The 15,091-nt window shown below is 74.5% G+C and carries 18 protein-coding genes and 1 riboswitch; of the genes, 12 read left to right on the forward strand and 6 right to left on the reverse strand.

Annotation, left to right across the window (positions count from 1 at the left end):
- Window positions 1-280: 280 nt before the first annotated feature.
- On the forward strand, window positions 281-1,417 hold the full coding sequence (locus tag O1G21_RS18155) for a hypothetical protein (protein ID WP_270145130.1): 1,137 nt from the start codon (window positions 281-283) through the stop codon (window positions 1,415-1,417).
- On the opposite strand, the gene O1G21_RS18160 is transcribed toward O1G21_RS18155, so the two are convergent.
- From O1G21_RS18160 to O1G21_RS18180, 5 genes are all read right to left on the reverse strand, one after another.
- The gene (locus tag O1G21_RS18160; protein WP_270145132.1) at window positions 1,414-1,860 is read right to left on the reverse strand and encodes a GNAT family N-acetyltransferase; all 447 of its coding nucleotides are present in this window, start codon (window positions 1,858-1,860) and stop codon (window positions 1,414-1,416) included. The genes O1G21_RS18155 and O1G21_RS18160 overlap by 4 nt on opposite strands.
- 36 nt (window positions 1,861-1,896) lie before the next feature.
- Window positions 1,897-2,250 (reverse strand): hypothetical protein, encoded by a 354-nt coding sequence (locus O1G21_RS18165; RefSeq protein WP_270145134.1) that lies wholly within the window; start codon window positions 2,248-2,250, stop codon window positions 1,897-1,899.
- Window positions 2,193-2,636, reverse strand: coding sequence for a hypothetical protein (locus O1G21_RS18170; RefSeq protein ID WP_270145136.1), 444 nt, complete (start codon window positions 2,634-2,636; stop codon window positions 2,193-2,195). The genes O1G21_RS18165 and O1G21_RS18170 overlap by 58 nt, the downstream gene beginning before the upstream one ends.
- Before the next feature lie 97 nt (window positions 2,637-2,733).
- On the reverse strand, window positions 2,734-3,471 hold the full coding sequence (locus O1G21_RS18175; protein ID WP_270145138.1) for a sensor domain-containing protein: 738 nt from the start codon (window positions 3,469-3,471) through the stop codon (window positions 2,734-2,736).
- Window positions 3,472-3,583: 112 nt separating this feature from the next.
- Complete coding sequence (locus O1G21_RS18180) at window positions 3,584-4,171, reverse strand: GNAT family N-acetyltransferase (RefSeq protein ID WP_270145140.1); 588 nt, start codon at window positions 4,169-4,171, stop codon at window positions 3,584-3,586.
- A 43-nt stretch (window positions 4,172-4,214) separates the two neighbouring features.
- On the opposite strand from O1G21_RS18180, the gene O1G21_RS18185 reads away from it, so the two are divergent.
- Complete coding sequence (locus tag O1G21_RS18185; RefSeq protein WP_270145141.1) at window positions 4,215-5,087, forward strand: hypothetical protein; 873 nt, start codon at window positions 4,215-4,217, stop codon at window positions 5,085-5,087.
- A 109-nt stretch (window positions 5,088-5,196) separates the two neighbouring features.
- On the opposite strand, the gene O1G21_RS18190 is transcribed toward O1G21_RS18185, so the two are convergent.
- Window positions 5,197-6,054, reverse strand: coding sequence for a M23 family metallopeptidase (locus O1G21_RS18190; RefSeq protein WP_270145142.1), 858 nt, complete (start codon window positions 6,052-6,054; stop codon window positions 5,197-5,199).
- A 12-nt stretch (window positions 6,055-6,066) separates the two neighbouring features.
- Window positions 6,067-6,225, reverse strand: a riboswitch (cyclic di-AMP (ydaO/yuaA leader).
- Between the two features lie 196 nt (window positions 6,226-6,421).
- Between O1G21_RS18190 and O1G21_RS18195 the strand changes: the two genes are divergently transcribed.
- The 10 genes from O1G21_RS18195 (at window position 6,422) to O1G21_RS18240 (ending at window position 15,063) form a co-directional block, all read left to right on the forward strand.
- The gene (locus tag O1G21_RS18195) at window positions 6,422-6,712 is read left to right on the forward strand and encodes a YiaA/YiaB family inner membrane protein (RefSeq protein WP_270145144.1); all 291 of its coding nucleotides are present in this window, start codon (window positions 6,422-6,424) and stop codon (window positions 6,710-6,712) included.
- Between the two features lie 101 nt (window positions 6,713-6,813).
- Window positions 6,814-7,638: an alpha/beta fold hydrolase gene (locus tag O1G21_RS18200; RefSeq protein ID WP_270145146.1), complete on the forward strand. Its 825-nt coding sequence runs from the start codon at window positions 6,814-6,816 to the stop codon at window positions 7,636-7,638.
- 68 nt (window positions 7,639-7,706) lie between these two features.
- Complete coding sequence (locus O1G21_RS18205; protein WP_270145147.1) at window positions 7,707-8,279, forward strand: TetR/AcrR family transcriptional regulator; 573 nt, start codon at window positions 7,707-7,709, stop codon at window positions 8,277-8,279.
- 552 nt (window positions 8,280-8,831) lie between these two features.
- Complete coding sequence (locus O1G21_RS18210) at window positions 8,832-9,437, forward strand: PP2C family protein-serine/threonine phosphatase (RefSeq protein WP_270145149.1); 606 nt, start codon at window positions 8,832-8,834, stop codon at window positions 9,435-9,437.
- 279 nt (window positions 9,438-9,716) lie between these two features.
- Window positions 9,717-11,024 carry a sensor histidine kinase gene (locus tag O1G21_RS18215; protein ID WP_270151091.1) on the forward strand — a complete coding sequence of 436 codons (1,308 nt, stop codon included), beginning with the start codon at window positions 9,717-9,719 and terminating at the stop codon, window positions 11,022-11,024.
- Between the two features lie 78 nt (window positions 11,025-11,102).
- Window positions 11,103-11,516 (forward strand): roadblock/LC7 domain-containing protein, encoded by a 414-nt coding sequence (locus O1G21_RS18220; RefSeq protein ID WP_270145150.1) that lies wholly within the window; start codon window positions 11,103-11,105, stop codon window positions 11,514-11,516.
- Complete coding sequence (locus O1G21_RS18225; protein ID WP_270145152.1) at window positions 11,513-11,860, forward strand: DUF742 domain-containing protein; 348 nt, start codon at window positions 11,513-11,515, stop codon at window positions 11,858-11,860. The genes O1G21_RS18220 and O1G21_RS18225 overlap by 4 nt, the downstream gene beginning before the upstream one ends.
- The gene (locus O1G21_RS18230) at window positions 11,838-12,464 is read left to right on the forward strand and encodes a GTP-binding protein (protein WP_270145154.1); all 627 of its coding nucleotides are present in this window, start codon (window positions 11,838-11,840) and stop codon (window positions 12,462-12,464) included. The genes O1G21_RS18225 and O1G21_RS18230 overlap by 23 nt, the downstream gene beginning before the upstream one ends.
- Window positions 12,461-13,978 (forward strand): cytochrome P450, encoded by a 1,518-nt coding sequence (locus O1G21_RS18235; protein WP_270145156.1) that lies wholly within the window; start codon window positions 12,461-12,463, stop codon window positions 13,976-13,978. The genes O1G21_RS18230 and O1G21_RS18235 overlap by 4 nt, the downstream gene beginning before the upstream one ends.
- Window positions 13,942-15,063, forward strand: a complete 1,122-nt coding sequence (locus tag O1G21_RS18240) for a cytochrome P450 family protein (RefSeq protein ID WP_270145157.1) — start codon at window positions 13,942-13,944, stop codon at window positions 15,061-15,063. The genes O1G21_RS18235 and O1G21_RS18240 overlap by 37 nt, the downstream gene beginning before the upstream one ends.
- Window positions 15,064-15,091: the final 28 nt, after the last annotated feature.

Below are 15,091 nucleotides of genomic sequence, written 5' to 3' on the forward strand. Positions count from 1 at the left end.
TGAGGCCCCAGGCCTCCGGCAGGCGAAATCCACAGCAGTCACCCGGCCCGCAGGCTCACCGGTACATCCCCGGTGCCTCGGGCGCCAGGCCAGTGCACGGGCCGGCGCCGAGGAGCAGCCTGCGGGCCGTCTGCGTTTCCGGAGTCGAGACCGGCCGCCGACCGCGTCGTAGCGGCGGAGCCCCCGGTGCGTTCCCGTGGTGGGGCCGCGGCGCTAGAGTCGCCGCGGCCCCACCACAGGGACGATGGGGCGGAGCGGCCGCGGGCACAGGGGGTGGGCGATGACGAGGGCACGACGACGGGTCGGCACGTCGGCGCTGCGGAGGGCGCAGTGGACGGCGGCCGGAGTGCTGGGCGGTACCGGCCTGCTCGGGCTGCTGCTGTTCGCGCTCGGCCGGGCGCACGCCTGGCAGGCGCTCGGCGGCGGACTGGTGGTGGCCGGGGCCTCGACGGTGCTCGGCGGCGCGCTGGGCTTCCTGTTCGGGGTGCCCCGGGTGCGGAGCGGCGCCGGCGAGCCGCAGGGCTCGTACGCGCCGAACACCAACCTGGAGCAGGTCTCCGACTGGCTGACCAAGGTGCTGCTGGGCGTCGGGCTGACCCAGCTCGGCTCGCTCGGCGAGCGGCTGCACCAGCTCGGTACGGCGCTGGCGCCCGCGCTCGGCGGGGACGACTCCGCGGTGCCGTTCGGGGCCGCGCTGGTGCTGTACTTCCTGGTCCTCGGCTTCCTGGCCGGCTGGCTGGTCACCAGGCTGGCGCTGCCGCGGGTGCTGACCGAGACGGACGAGGCGCTGGACCTCTTCCTGGCCGGGCAGGACCGCGACCGACACGGCGACAAGGTGGGCGCCGACGACCTGCGGGTGCGCGCGATGCAGCAGCTCGGGCTGCTCGGCGGCAGTGCCGGGCAACCCGCCGCGCTGGCCGCGCAGTTGCCGCCCGCCGCGGGCTCCCCGGCCGGGCCGGAGGGCGTGGTCGCGGAGGTCCGCTCGACCGCGAAGCGCTCGGCGCTGACCGCCGACCAGGTCCGGGACCTCTTCGCGGACGGCTCGGAGGGCCGCCGGATCCAGGCCCTCGCACTGATGCAGGGCGACCCGTCGCTGGCGGACCTGCCGAGCGTGCTGGACGCGATCGAGCACCCGCGCTCCGGCTTCGAGCAGTACCACGCGCTGCTGGCCGCCCGGGGCCTGCTCTCCCGGCTGGCCGGCACCGAGGCGCAACGGCTGCGGGACGCGGTGGCGGCGCAGCTGGTCGACCCGCAGGGCATTCCGTACGGGTCGGACCGCAGCTGGCTGGCGGAGAAGATCCTGTCCCGGCTGCAACCGACGGCCTTCGTCCCGGCGCAGCCGACCGCCGCCGAGCCGGCGAACTCCGCGCCGGCCGGCTCCCCGCAGTCGGACCCCCAGCAGCCGCCGGGACCCTAGACGGTGAAGCGCAGTTCGGGCTGCTCCCAGGGGGTCTTGGGCTGTGGCGGACGGGTGCCGGTGCGCTCGGCGCCGACCTGCAGGTAGAAGCCCTCGGCGGGCGGGTGCGAGACGACCTTGACGGTCGCGATCCCGGCCGTCCGGGCGCGGTCGAGCATGTCCGTGATCAACGCCCGCCCGATGCCCAGTCCTTGGGCTTCGTCGGCGACGAACATCAGGTCCAGTTCGGCCGGTTCGTGGATCAGCGCGTAGAAGCCGAGCAGCCGGTCGTCGGCGCGGTCCACGGCCATCCGGACCTCGTGGCGTCGGAGGTAGTCGGGCTCCACGACGTAGCCGTCGATCATCGCGAAGTAGGCGCCGCGGTAGGCGCTGGAGGCCTGGATCAGTGCGGTGAGCCGGTCGGCGTCGGCCGCATGGGCGGGCCGGATCGTGGTCTCGCTCATGGGAATGAGTATAGGACCACACCTGCCTAGTGACCATTACATCGCACTCGGCGGCAGCGGGCGGCGCGGGCGGCGCTCGGCGGACCGCAGCACCAGGACCCGCCGGGTGCGGCCGTCCCCACGCGGCACCCGGCGCACCTCGCTGGCTATCCGGCGCTCGCCCAGCGCGTGCCGCAGCCGGTCGAGGTGGCCGCAGCGACGGCCTCGGCCGTCGTGCAGCGGCTGGACCCGCACCTCCCCGTCCGCGGCCGTCACCCGGACCAGCTCGGCCAGGGCGGCCAACTGGTGCTCCGGGCCGAACAGTTCGGGATAGGCGAAGAGGAGGTATCCGCTCAGGGTGAGGGCGAAGGCGCCGTCCGCGAACGGGAGCCGGGGCAGCGCGGCGGCCACGTAGCGCTGCGGGTGGGCGAGCGAGTCCTCGGCGAACAGCCGGCGGGCGCGGTCCCAGCTGCGCAGGTAGCGCTCCGGACGGTTCGCGCGGCACGGACGCGGCGCCGGGTACAGCTCGGGGCGGGCGGCGGCAGCGCGTACGCCGGGTCGGCGGCGATCACCCGGCAGCCCAGCTCGCGCGCCTCGGCGGCCAGGCCCGCGGCGCCGCCGGGGCAGTCCAGCAGCGGGCCGGGCAGGGCGGCCAGCCGGGCGCGGGTGAGGCCGAACAGGGCGCAGTACTCGTCCAACGGACGGGAGGTGACCAGGACGTCCGGCTCGGGGGCGGGATCAGCGGCGCGGTCCGGGGCGGCGTCCTGGGCGCGGTCCGGGGCCGGGGCGGTGATCACCCGGCCATCCGAACACGGGACCGCCCCGCCCGCACCCGGAGCGCGGGCGGGGCGGGGCGGGGTGGAGCGAGGGGGCGCGGGTGGGCCCGGGCCGGGCTCAGCCGCCGAGCAGCCGCTGGGCGGCGGCCCGGTTGACGTCGGTCAGGCCGCGGACCAGCCGCGCGGTGAGGAAGATCAGCAGCACCCCGGCCACCGAGAACGCGGCGATCTGCCAGGTGCCCTCGACGTAGTAGGCGTGCCGGACGTGGTGGCTGTCGGTGAAGTCGAACAGCTGGTAGCCGCGCCAGGGGGTGTAGCGCGGGAAGACCCAGTGGTAGAGCGGGTAGAGCGCCATCGCCCAGCCGAGCAGCAGGAACGTCAGGGTCAGGCAGAAGCTGAACACCGCCCAGGGGAACATCACCACCTGGTACAGCGCGGCCTTCCAGCCCGCCGTGTCGGCCAGCCGCGCGGTGATCGCGCCCCAGTTGCCAGGGCGCACCTGGCGCACCGGCGCCGGGCCGGGCACGTCCAGGGCGAGCATCTCGCGCACCCGGGCCCGCTCCGCCCGGCCCAGACTGCGGGCGGCGGTGGTCAGTCCGGCCAGCACCGGCAGGCCGAGGACGGTGGCGAAGGTGCCGAGGCCGAGGCAGAGCAGGGTGATCGCGACGGTGAACCCGACGATCGCCGCCGGCAGGCCGGTGAGCGCGTAGCCGACCTCGCGGTAGTAGTGCCCGGAGAACGGCGCCCGCCAGAAGCCCGGCGGCTGCTCGGTGCGGCGGGCCCGGGCCGGGCGCGTGCCGCCGGCGCCGTAACCGTCCGGGGCGTCCCACTCCTGCCCCAGCGTGCTGTTGCTCATCTCCCGGCCCCCGGCCCCTCGTCGTCGCGGTCTTCCGTACTCGTTGACGGTTCCAGTCTGGCCGGGCGGCGGCGTGCGAGACATCCTGGGACCCGGCGGATCCGGGGTGGGGTTAACCCCCCTGGGGTGCGGCGATCGGCCCGGTCCACTCGTCGGCGAGCAGCGAGTACTGGTACGAGTCGGACCAGACGCCGCCCTTGTACAGGTCGTGCCGGGCCCGCCCCTCCAGCTGGAAGCCGAGCTTGGTGAGCACCTTGGCCGAGGCGGTGTTGTCCACGTCGACCCGGGCGACCAGCCGGTGCAGGCCGAGCCGGTCGAAGGAGAGCTCGCAGAGCAGTCCGGCGATCTCGCCCGCGTAGCCGCGGCCCCACACCGGGCGGCTCAGCACGTAACCGAGGTACGCGGAACGGTACTTGCCGAGGGTGAGGCTGGCGTGCGCGATCGGCAGCGCGTCCTCCGGGTCCTCGGCGTCCTCGCGGCGGACGACGGCGAGCCGGTAGGTGTCCCGCTCCTCGGCCATCGCCTCCTCCAGGTAGAGCTCGATCTGGTCGGCGCAGGTCTCGCGGTCGCGCGGTTCGAAGGGGAGGTAGCGGGTCACCTCCGGATCGCCGTACAGCGCGTGCAGCGCGTCCAGCTCCTCCGGGGTGTGGTGGTACTCGCGGATGGCGAGCCTGGGGCCGGTGAGGCGTACGGGGACCATGGCTGCCGACCCTACCCCCCGTCCGGCGGCTACCGTTCGGAACATGAACGACCAAGACCTGCGACTCGCCCCGCGCACCAGGGCCGCCGAGCTGCTCGCCTGGGCGGCCGGGCAGGACCGCGCGCCGGTGGCCGAGCGGCCGCTGCGCACGGTGCTGGCGCTGCTGGAGCTGGGCGAGGGCAGGATGCACGACGGCTGGCCCGAACTGACCTCCAACGCGGTGGAACACCTGCTGTACGAACGGCTCCACCTCTACGTCCAACCCGCGCCGGAGGAGGACCCGCTCGCGTACGGCGACGCCGTACGGCTGCTGGTCGACCACCAGCGGGCGGCGAAGCGGCTCAACGCCAAGCGCCAGGAGCGGCTGCACGCCGAGGCCGAGTGGCAGGGCGAGGTCGCGGCGGGGCTGCTGCGCCGCGCCGACCTGGTGACCTGGCCCCGGCTGTACGCGGTGCTGCTGCACGCGCACGACGTGGACGTGACGGACCTCGCCGCCGTCCGGGACTGGCTGACCGGCTTCGCCGGTCTCGGCGAGGAGGAGCGGCTGGCCGGGTACGAGGCGCTGGTGCCGACCGGCTGGCTGGACGAGCCGGACGAGCAGGGCTGGGGGCCGGGCCGGGTGCTGTCGGTCGGCATGGCCACCGACGGCGCGCGGCGACTGCTGGAACAGGGCCTGATGCGGCGCAGCTACCGCAACCTGGCCGAGCTGACCGCGCTGGGGCGGCCGATGCCGGACGAACTCGCCGGGGGTTTCGAGGAGTTCGAGGCGGCGGCCGCCGAGGTGGCGCTCGACCTGCTCGGCGAGTGGACGGTGGCCGGGCTGCCGCGGCTGCTGGTGGAGGAGTTCCCGGAGCTCGCGCCGGAGCCGGGGGCGGAGGAGATCGACGCGTACCTGGCGCAGCTGCCGGCGGAGTGAGACGTGCCGGAGTGAGACATGCCGGTGTGAGACGTGGAGAAGCCCCGGGCGGTGCCCGGGGCTTTCCCGTTACGGGTTTTCGGGGCCGTTGTACGGGTTCTCGGGGCCGTTACGGGTTGAGGCCGTGCTGCTGGAGCCAGGTCTCCGGGTCGACCGGGGCGCCGCCGCCGGGGCGGACCTCCAGGTGCAGGTGCGGGCCGGTGACGTTGCCGGTCGCGCCGACCTTGCCGATCTGCTGGCCGGAGGTGACCTGGCCGGAGCCCTGGATGATCGAGGACAGGTGGCAGTACCAGATCTCGGTGCCGTCGGGCAGGGTCTCGACGATCCGGTAGCCGTACGCGCCGGACCAGCCGGCCGAGGTGATGGTGCCCTGGCCGACCGCGTGGACCGGGGTGCCGGTGTCGGCGGCGAAGTCCAGGCCGGTGTGCAGATGGGCCCAGTAGCGGGCGCTCTGGCCGTAGTGGGCGGAGAGGCTGTAGTCCTTCACCGGCAGGGTGAGGGCGGCGGCCTTGGCCCGCTCGGCCTCCTCGGCGGCGTGCTTGGCCTCGGCCTCCTTGGCGGCGGCCTTGGCCGCCGCCTCCTGGGCGGCCTGCACCCGGGCGCTCTCCTCGGCGGCGGTGCGCTGGCTGTCGGCCTGCTGCTGGATGCGGGCGGCGAGCGCGAGGCCGGGGTCGGCGGCCAGGGCGACCGGGGTCTCGTCCGGAGCCTCGACGGCGGGTGCGGCGGCCGGGGTCGCGGAGGCGAAGCCGGTGGCGCCCAGGGTGGCGGCGACGGCGGTGACGCCGAGCAGCGGGGAGGCCCCACGGGCCTGACGCGGCATCCGGTGGCGGTTGGCCTCGGTCTCCGGGACGAACGGGTCGGCGGGCCCGGCGTCGCGGGGCTCGGAGCCGTTCGGGCCGGGGTGGTCGAGGAGCTGGGTACCGGCTGCGGGGCCGGCCGGGTGTGCCGGGGTGTGCGTCGACGCCACGGAGGCGCGCTCCTTTCCTTCCCTCGCGCCTACCGGGTTAGCTGACGGGTTCGGAGCAGGAAGGTCTCCTACGGCCGGGCCGGAGCCCCGCCGATTCACCCCAAGGAACGTGGTTCCCCGGCTCCCTGACCTGCCCGGAGGCCGGCCGGCGGGATTAGGCGACGGCGCACGGTGCCGTCTGGGTACGGCGTTGACGACCGCGCTGCGTTATCAAACGTTAATCCTAGGAGGCCCTGATTCCAAGCCATCCATCCGCGACGGCGGGGGAGCAGGTGATCGGACGTCAACGAACGACCGCTCAGCCGCCTGGTTCATCTGAGTACTCCTACTCATGTGCGACCCGGCCGGCCCGCCGCATCCTGGCGCCATGAGCGCACCGATGCAGTCACGGACCACGGCCGCGTACTACGTCCAGGCCGTCCTCTCCTTCACCCTCTCCGCCACGGCCCTCGCCGCCGGGATCGCCTACCTGCCGGTCGGGGGATGGACCCGGGCCTTCCTCGGGATCGGCCTCCTCTACACCGTCACCTCCTCGTTCACGCTGGCCAAGGTGGTCCGGGACCGGCAGGAGTCGTCGGACACCGTCGCCCGGGTCGACCAGGCCCGACTGGAGAAGCTGCTCAGCGAGCACGACCCGTTCAAGGTCGACGGGGTCTGAACGGGGGGCTTCGGCGGCCCGGGCGAGCCCTTGACGGCTAAGGCTATTAGCCGTAGCTTTATGGCTATTGGCAGGAGCGAGCGAGCCCGTGGAGGCCCACCATGAACGGCACCATCACCCCGCGCACCCAGTACCTCGACGTCCCCGGCGGCCGGCTCGCGTACGACGACACCCGGCAGGGCGACGGCCTCCCCGTCGTCCTGCTCCCCGGGATGCTCGACTCCCGCCGCGCCTACCGGCACCTGCACCCGCTGCTCACCGCGACCGGACGCCGGGTCATCACCATGGACCCGCGTGGCTTCGGCGAGTCCTCGATCGCCTGGGACGACTACAGCCCGTCCGCCGTCGCCATCGACGTCCTCGCCCTGCTCGACCACCTCGGCATCGAGCGGGCGGTCCTGGTCGGGCAGTCCTACACCGGGGCGACGGTCGTCAAGCTCGCCGGCGACGCACCCCGGCGGGTCGCCGGGATCGCGCTCATCGACGCCTTCGTCGAGCACCGGGCGAACGTCCTCATGAAGGGCGTCATGGTCGTCATGGGTGCCGCGATGGTCCAGTGGCCGGGCGTCTGGGGCTACTACCTGCGCAAGATGGCCTTCCCCGGCCCCCGGCCCGCCGACCTCGACGGCTACGTGGACGGGCTGGTCGCAGCCCTGCGCACCCCCGGCCGCAAGTCCGCCACCCGCGGCCAGGTCACCGGCGACTCCGCACCGATCGGCTGGAGCGCGGCCGTCCGCTGCCCCGCCCTCGTGCTGATGGGCAGCAAGGACCCCGACTTCCCCGAGCCGGAGGCCGTCGCCGACCTCCAGGCCGAGAAGCTCGGCGCACGGAAGGTGATGATCGAGGGGTCCGGGCACTACCCGATGGCCGACAACCCGCAGGCCGTCGCCGATGCCCTGCTGCCCTTCCTCGCCGAACTCACCTGAACCCGCCTGAACCCGCCTGAACCCGCCCGCACGCTTCACGCTTCACGCTTCACGGAGAACCGGACGCCATGCCACGCGTAGGACTGACCCCCGACCAGGTCGTCGACCACGCCCTCGCCCTCATCGACGACCAGGGCGCCGACGCCCTCGCCCTCGCCTCCGTCGCCGCCCGCGCGGGAGTCGCCGCCCCCTCGCTGTACAAGCACGTCAGCGGCGGCCTCGCCGAACTGCGCAGGCTCATCGCCGTCCGGGTCACCGAGGAGCTCGCCGACCGGCTCGCGGAGGCCGCGGTCGGCCGCAGCGGGGACGACGCGATCACCGCCGTCCTGTGCGCCTACCAGGCCTACGCCACCGAACACCCACACCGCTACACCGCCCTCCCCCAGGCCCCCCAACCCGACGACGACCTCACCCGCGCGGCCACCCGCCTCGTCGGCGTCATCGTCGCCGTCCTCCGCGGGTACGGCCTCGACGGCCCCGAGGTGATCCACGCCGCCCGCACCGTCCGCTCCCTCGCCCACGGCTTCGCCGCCCTCACCATCGCCGGGGCCTTCCAACTCTCCGAAGACCTCGCCACCACCCACGCCCGCCTCATCACCACCCTCACCACGGGCCTCCGGACGTGGCCCAACGCGGAGTAGGCAGCCGGCCCCAGAGGCCAGCAGAATCGACCTCCCACGCGGCCGACGTCCACCAGCGGCGCGCGCGAGAAGTCGGACCCGCCGACTTCTCGCGCACACCGGGCCGCCCCCGGCGAACGCGCACAAGACATGAGCGGAACCGACCACCGTCGAGCCGCATGGACGGAGAGCCGGCCGGCGGACGACATGGGAGGTAGGCGCAGGCGCCGCCGTCTGGGCGGCGAACCCGCCGGCTGACGCCGCGGCGGACGATTGCTGTCGCCGACCCGGGTGCCGTCCCGCGCGGTGACCGTACGGGACGTCACCGCCGCCGTCACCGATGTCGCACCCGCCCGGCCTTCGGCGCCGCGAGCACCGTGCTGGACCTGGTGGACGAGGGCCGGCTGCTGCCGGTCTCGCACACCGGGTACGGCGGTTCGCGCCGCGCCGAGCTGAACCGGCCGGCGGGCCTGTCCGACGGGGTGATGCGGCACTCGCCGGCCCGCCCTGCCCCGCTGTTCAGCGAGCCGGACGGGAAACGGAGGAGTACGGACGCCCCGGCCGTCCTGGGCGGTGCTGCCCCTGGTCGCCTCCGGCCGGCAGGTCGGCTCCTGCCTGATCACCTTCGCCGCCGAGCACGCCTTCAGCCGCGAGGACCGCACCCTCTACTCGGCCTTCGCCGACCTCCTCGCGCAGTCCCTGGAGCGGGCCCGGCTGTACGACACCCATCACCACCGGGCCGGCGAGCTGCAGCGCGCGATGCTGCCGCGCACCCCGCCCCGGCTGCCCGGGATCGCCTGCGCCGCCCGCTACCTGCCGAGCACGGAGGGCATGCGGATCGGCGGCGACCGGTACGACCTGCTGAAGCTCCCGGACGGCCGGATCGGGCTGGTGATCGGCGACGTGCAGGGCCACAACGCCGAGGCGACCGCGGTGATGTGCGAGCTGCGCAGCGGTCTGCGGGCGTACGCGACGGACGGTCACGACCCGGCCGCCACGCTGACCCGGACCAGCCGGCTGCCGGCCGAGCTGGACACCGAGCCGTTCGCGACCCGCCTGTACCTGACCCTGGACCCGGCCGACGGCGGCCTGACCGCGGCCCGGGCCGGGCACCCGGCGCCGGTGCGGATCGCCGCCGACGTCACGGCCGTCGAGCTGGAGCTGCCGCCCGTTCCGTGACGGCCGGCGCACTGGTTCGGCTGCACCGAATGTCGTCCGTTCAACAACATGGTCCACACCAGCCCCACACATCCGGGACCCGCACCGTCCGTCACCCGTCCCGCCGGAGGGGCCGGAATGCCCTGGACGAACGATCGGAGGGCTCGTCGGAGCAGCGGGATCGCGTCCGAACGGCACCTGGATGAGGGCGTATTGACTCGATATTGACGAGATCCGGTCACATGGCGAGATCCGTTCACACCTTCGTAGGATCATCGCCCTAGAATTCGCCGCGTGACGATGACTCAGTGGTACGCAACGGCTACCGGCGTGCTCGCCGTCCTCGCCCTCGTGGCCGCCGCCCGGTACCGCGCCGTGTCCGTCACCCAGCGCGGCCGGGCCGACGCGTTGGAGGGCGAACTCGCCCGGCTCCAGGAGCAGCTGGCCGCCGAACTCTCCCGCCGGGGCGCCGACCTGGCCGCCGTCCAGCAGGAGCAGGAGCTCACCGCCTCCACCCAGCGGGCCTTCCTCAGCGTGGCCCGCCGGATCCTCGTCATGGCCCACGACCAGCAGGCCCTGCTCGACGAGATGGAGCGCACCCACGACGACCCGGCGCTGCTGGAGGGCCTGCTCAAGGCCGACCACGCCGCCGCCCAACAGGCCCGGCTGGCCCAGACCCTGGCCGTGCTGTGCGGCGCCCGGGCCGGACGGCACTGGCCGGAGCCGGTCTCGCTGGAGGACGTGGTGCGCGGCGCCCAGTCGCGCATCCTGCCGTTCCAGCGGGTGGTCGTCCGCAGCCGGATCGAGACCGCGGTGGTCGGCGCCGCCGCCGAGGCCCTGATCCACGCCGTCGCCGAGCTGCTGGACAACGCCACCCGCTACTCCCCGCCCAGCACCCAGGTGTTCGTCACCCTGATGCCGGTGCACAACGGCGCCGTCATCGAGATCGACGACGGTGGCGTCGGCATGCCGGAGCAGGCCGTGGCCAAGGCCGCCGCCGCGCTCGCCGGGGGCAGCAGCCTGGAGGTCTCCCGGCTGGGCGAGGTGCCCCAGTTGGGGCTGGCCGCGGTCGGCCGGCTCGCCGAGAGTTACGGCTTCCGGGTCACCCTCAGCTCGGCGCCCTCGCCGTACGGCGGCGTGCGCGTCGTCGTGCTGCTGCCGAACGCCCTGCTCACCGAGCCGCTGCCGCCGACCGTCCCCGGACTCGGCGTCGGCCCCGGCGCCGGGCTCGGGCACGGGCTCGGACTCGGCGGGAACGACCGGCCGTTCGACCCGGAGCGGGTGTTCGACCCCGACCCGCGGCCGACCGCCGGCTCCGCCCACCCCGTCGCCGGTCATCCCGGCGCCGGTCATCCGCTGGTGGAGCCCCCGCCCACCGGCACGCCCACCGGCCCGCCCCCCGCGACCGGCGGCACCCCGCCGCCGCTGCCCCGCCGGAGCCACCGGCGCGACCGCGCCAAAGGCCCCCAGCACGCGGCTCCCCCGCCGCCCGAACCCCCGTACCGCTCCGCCCGGGACGCGCAGGCGTTCATGGCGATGTTCCAGGCCGGCACCGCCAACGGCCGCTCGGCCGCCCGCGCCCAGGGCCAACCGCCGGGCCCGCACTGACCGTTACCGCCCCGCTTCCCCCGACGTCCCCGACTTCCCCCCGCTTCCCCCGACTTCCCCAGCGCTCCGGAGAGTTCCATGACCACCACGCCCGACCTCGGCTGGCTGCTCGCCGACATCATCGCCGTCCCCCAGGTCCAGCACGCCGTCGTCGTCTCCAACGACGGCCTGGAGATCGGCCGCAGCGCCGACATCCCCCGGGAGGACGCCGAACGGCTCGCCGCCGCCTGCTCCGGACTGCAGTCGCTGGCCCGCGGCGTCGCGGCCGGCTTCGGCGGCCCGGGCAGCTCCACCCGCCAGATCATCATCGAGTACGGCGGCGGCTACCTGTTCATCGTCGCCGCCGGGGCCGGCGCCCACCTGGCCGTGGTGACCAGCGAGGCGGTGGACGCGGGCCTGGTCGCGTACCAGATGCAGGTCCTGGTCGAGCGGATCGGCACCCACCTCACCAGCCCGCCGCGCGTCGACCACGCGGCGGGGGGCCAGCGGTGAACGGGCCGGTCCGGCCCTACGTCATCACCGGCGGCCGCAGCCGCCCCACCCGCCCCGACCTGGCCATCGAGAGCCTGGTCAGCGCGTTATCCGAGCCCCCGGCGCTGCCCGAGCACGTCCTGCTCAACCGGGAGCACCGGCGCATCCTCGGGCTCTGCCACAGCCTGCTGTCCGTCGCCGAGGTGGCGGCCCACCTGGGGCTGCCGCTCGGCGTCGTCAAGGTGCTGGTCGGCGACCTCTGGGACCTCGGCGCCGTGCAGGTGCTCCCGCCCGTCCCGCAGGCCGAACGCCTGCCCACAACCCTCCTGGAAGAGGTGCTCGTTGGCCTCCGCCAACTCCGCTGAAGCCCCCGCCGACCTGCCGGCCGGGCCGCAGTACCTGCCCTCCTCGGTGCAGGGCGCGGTGAAGATCCTGGTCACCGGCCCGTTCGGGGTCGGCAAGACCACCCTGGTCGGCTCGCTCAGCGAGATCACCCCGCTGCGCACCGAGGAGACCATGACCGCCGCCAGCAGCGGCGTGGACGACCTCACCGGGCGCGGCGACAAGACCACCACCACGGTCGCGCTGGACTTCGGCCGGATCACGCTCAACTCCCGGCTCGCGCTGTACCTGTTCGGCACGCCCGGGCAGCAGCGCTTCTGGCCCCTGTGGGACGACCTGTCGCGCGGCGCGCTCGGCGCCATCGCGATGGTCGACCTGCGCCGGCCGGACGAGAGCTTCGACGTGCTCGGCCGGCTGGAGGAGCAGCGCATCCCCTTCGCGGTGGCGGTCAACACCTTCCCGGACTCGCCGAGTTACCCGGAGGAGGAACTCCGCTCGGCGCTGGACCTGCTGCCGGAGGTGCCGATCCTCTACTGCGACGCCCGGGACCGGCGGCAGTCCTACGACCTGCTGATCGACTTCGTCGACCACCTGCACCGCAGCTCGCTCCTGGAGCTGCAGCGGTGACCGCACCCGAGCCCCCACGGGCGTCCGACTGCCCGGTCGCGCACGGAACAGCGCACGGAACGGCGCACGAAGCAGCGCACGGCGCCGGGTTCGGCGGAGGGCTGCCCACCGGCGTCCCGCTGACCCCGCTGTACGGGCAGGCCGTCGCCGACGACCCGCACGGCCTGTACGCCCGACTGCGCGAGCGCTACGGACCGGTCGCGCCGGTCGAGCTGGAGCCCGGGGTGGAGGCCTGGCTGGTCCTCGGCTACGGCGAACTGCTCGAACTCACCCGCAACGAGGCGCTGTTCTCCAAGGACTCCCGGCACTGGCGGGTCCCCGCCGAGGGCCGGCTGGCCCCCGACTCGCGGCTGCAGCCGATGACCGCCTGGCGGCCCACCCTGCTCAACCTGGACGGCGCCGAGCACCAGCGGCTGCGCGCCGCCGTCTCGGACACCCTGGCCCAGATCGACCACCGGCAGCTGCGCGGGACCACCGAGGCCGCCGCCAACGGACTGATCGACAGCTGGGGCCCGGACGGCACCGCCGACCTGATCGGCCAGTACGCCCGCGCGCTGCCGCTGCTGGTCTCCACCCAACTGGTCGGCCTGCCCACCGGCAGCGGGCCGCGAATGATCGAGCTGATCAGCCACTTCGTCGACAGCGGGCCCGAATCGGTGCGCGCCGCCGGGGAGTTCCAGGCGACCCTGGCCGAACTGGTCCGGCACCGCCGGACCGCCCCCAGCGCCGACCTCACCTCCTGGCTGCTCGCCCACCAGGCCGCGCTGACCGACGAGGAGGCGGCGCACCACCTGGTGGTGCTGATGATCGCGGGCAACGAGACCTGCATCAACTGGATCGGCAACACCCTGCGGCTGCTGCTCACCGACCGGCGCTTCCGGGCCACCCTGGCCGGCGGGCGGCTCACCGTCTCCGACGCACTGGAGGAGGTGCTCTGGCGCGACCCGCCGACCCAGAACTTCCCCGGACGCTGGGCCACCGCCGACACCGTGCTCGGCGGCCAGTACATCAGCGCCGGCGACATGCTGGTGCTCGGCCTGGCCGCGGCCAACGCCGACCCGGCCGCCCAGGGCGCCGCCTCGGCCGCGCAGGGCTCGCTCGGCGGCAACCGGGCCCACCTGGCCTGGGGCGCGGGCCGGCACGTCTGCCCGGCGCAGCACCCGGCCCGGATCATCGTCGAGACCGCGATCGAGACCCTGATGCACCGCCTTCCGGACCTCCAACTGGCCGTGCCGTCGGGTGAGTTGACCTGGCGGCCGTCCCCCTGGTCGCGGGCCCTGGTCGCCCTGCCGGTGCTGTACAGCGCCTTCACCCCGCCCCGCCCGCCAGCCCCCGAGAGGCCCGCATGGACACCGTCGACCACGCCCGCGGATCCCGCCCCGAGCCCGTCCGGCCCGAGCCCGTCCGGCTCGATCCCTTCGGACGCGACCAGCACGGAGAGAACGCCCGGCTCCGGGCAGCCGGCCCGGCCGTCCTGGTGGAACTCCCTGGCGGGGTGGTGGTCTGGGCGATAACCCACCACGACGCCCTGCAGGAGCTGCTGGCCGACCCCCGGGTCGGCAAGGACCCCGCGCTGTGGACCACCTTCCGGGAGGGCCGGCTGCCGCACGGCTGGCCGCTGCTCAACTTCGTCGCCGTACCCGGCATGATCACCGCGGACGGCGAGGACCACAAGCGGCTGCGCGGGCTGGTCAGCCAGGCCTTCACCCCGCGCCGGACGGCCGCGCTGGCACCCGCGGTCGAGGCCCGGACGGCCGCCCTGCTGGACCGGATGGCGGAGCTGGAGGGCGCGTTCGACCTGCGCGAGCACTTCGCCTACCCGCTGCCGATGCAGGTGATCGGCGAACTGCTCGGCCTCGCCGAGGAGCAGCAGGACCGGCTGCACGCGCTGTCCGACGTCCTGGTCTCCAGCTCCGCCACCCCGGAGGCGGCCCTCGCCGCCCAGCGGGACCTCAACGCGCTGCTGGCCTCCGTGGTGGCGGCCAAGCGGGCCGAGCCCGGCGACGACCTGACCACCGACCTGATCGCCGCCCGCGAGGCCGGCCACCGCCTCGACCAGCAGCGACTCAGCGAGGCCGAACTCGTCGGCACCCTGCTGCTGATGCTGGTCGCCGGGCACCAGACCACGCTCAACCTGATCACCAACGCGGTACGGGCCCTGCTCGCCCACCCGGACCAGCTGCGGCTGGTGCTGGACGGCGCGCAGCCGTGGTCGGCGGTGGTGGAGGAGACGCTGCGCTACGACTCGCCGGTCGGCCAGTTCCCGTTGCGCTACGCGATCGAGGACATCGCGGTCGGCGAGGTGGTGATCCGGCGCGGCGAGGCGATGCTCGCCTCGTACGCGGCGGCCGGACGGGACGACGGGCACTACCCGGACGCCGACCGCTTCGACCTCACCCGGCAGCCCGCCCGGCACCTGTCGCTCGGCCACGGACCGCACTTCTGCCTCGGCTCGGGGCTGGCCCGGCTGGAGGCGGAAGCGGCGCTGCGGCAGCTGTTCACCCGGTTCCCGGGACTGGCCCTGGCGGAGGGCGAACGGCCGGAGCCGATCGGCTCGTTCGTGAGCAACAGCGTGCGGACCCTGCGGGTGACGGTCTGAGCCACGGGGTTACCTCAGGGCGGCCCGG

It is taken from the genome of Kitasatospora cathayae (genome assembly GCF_027627435.1).
Classification (GTDB): Bacteria; Actinomycetota; Actinomycetes; order Streptomycetales; family Streptomycetaceae; genus Kitasatospora; species Kitasatospora cathayae.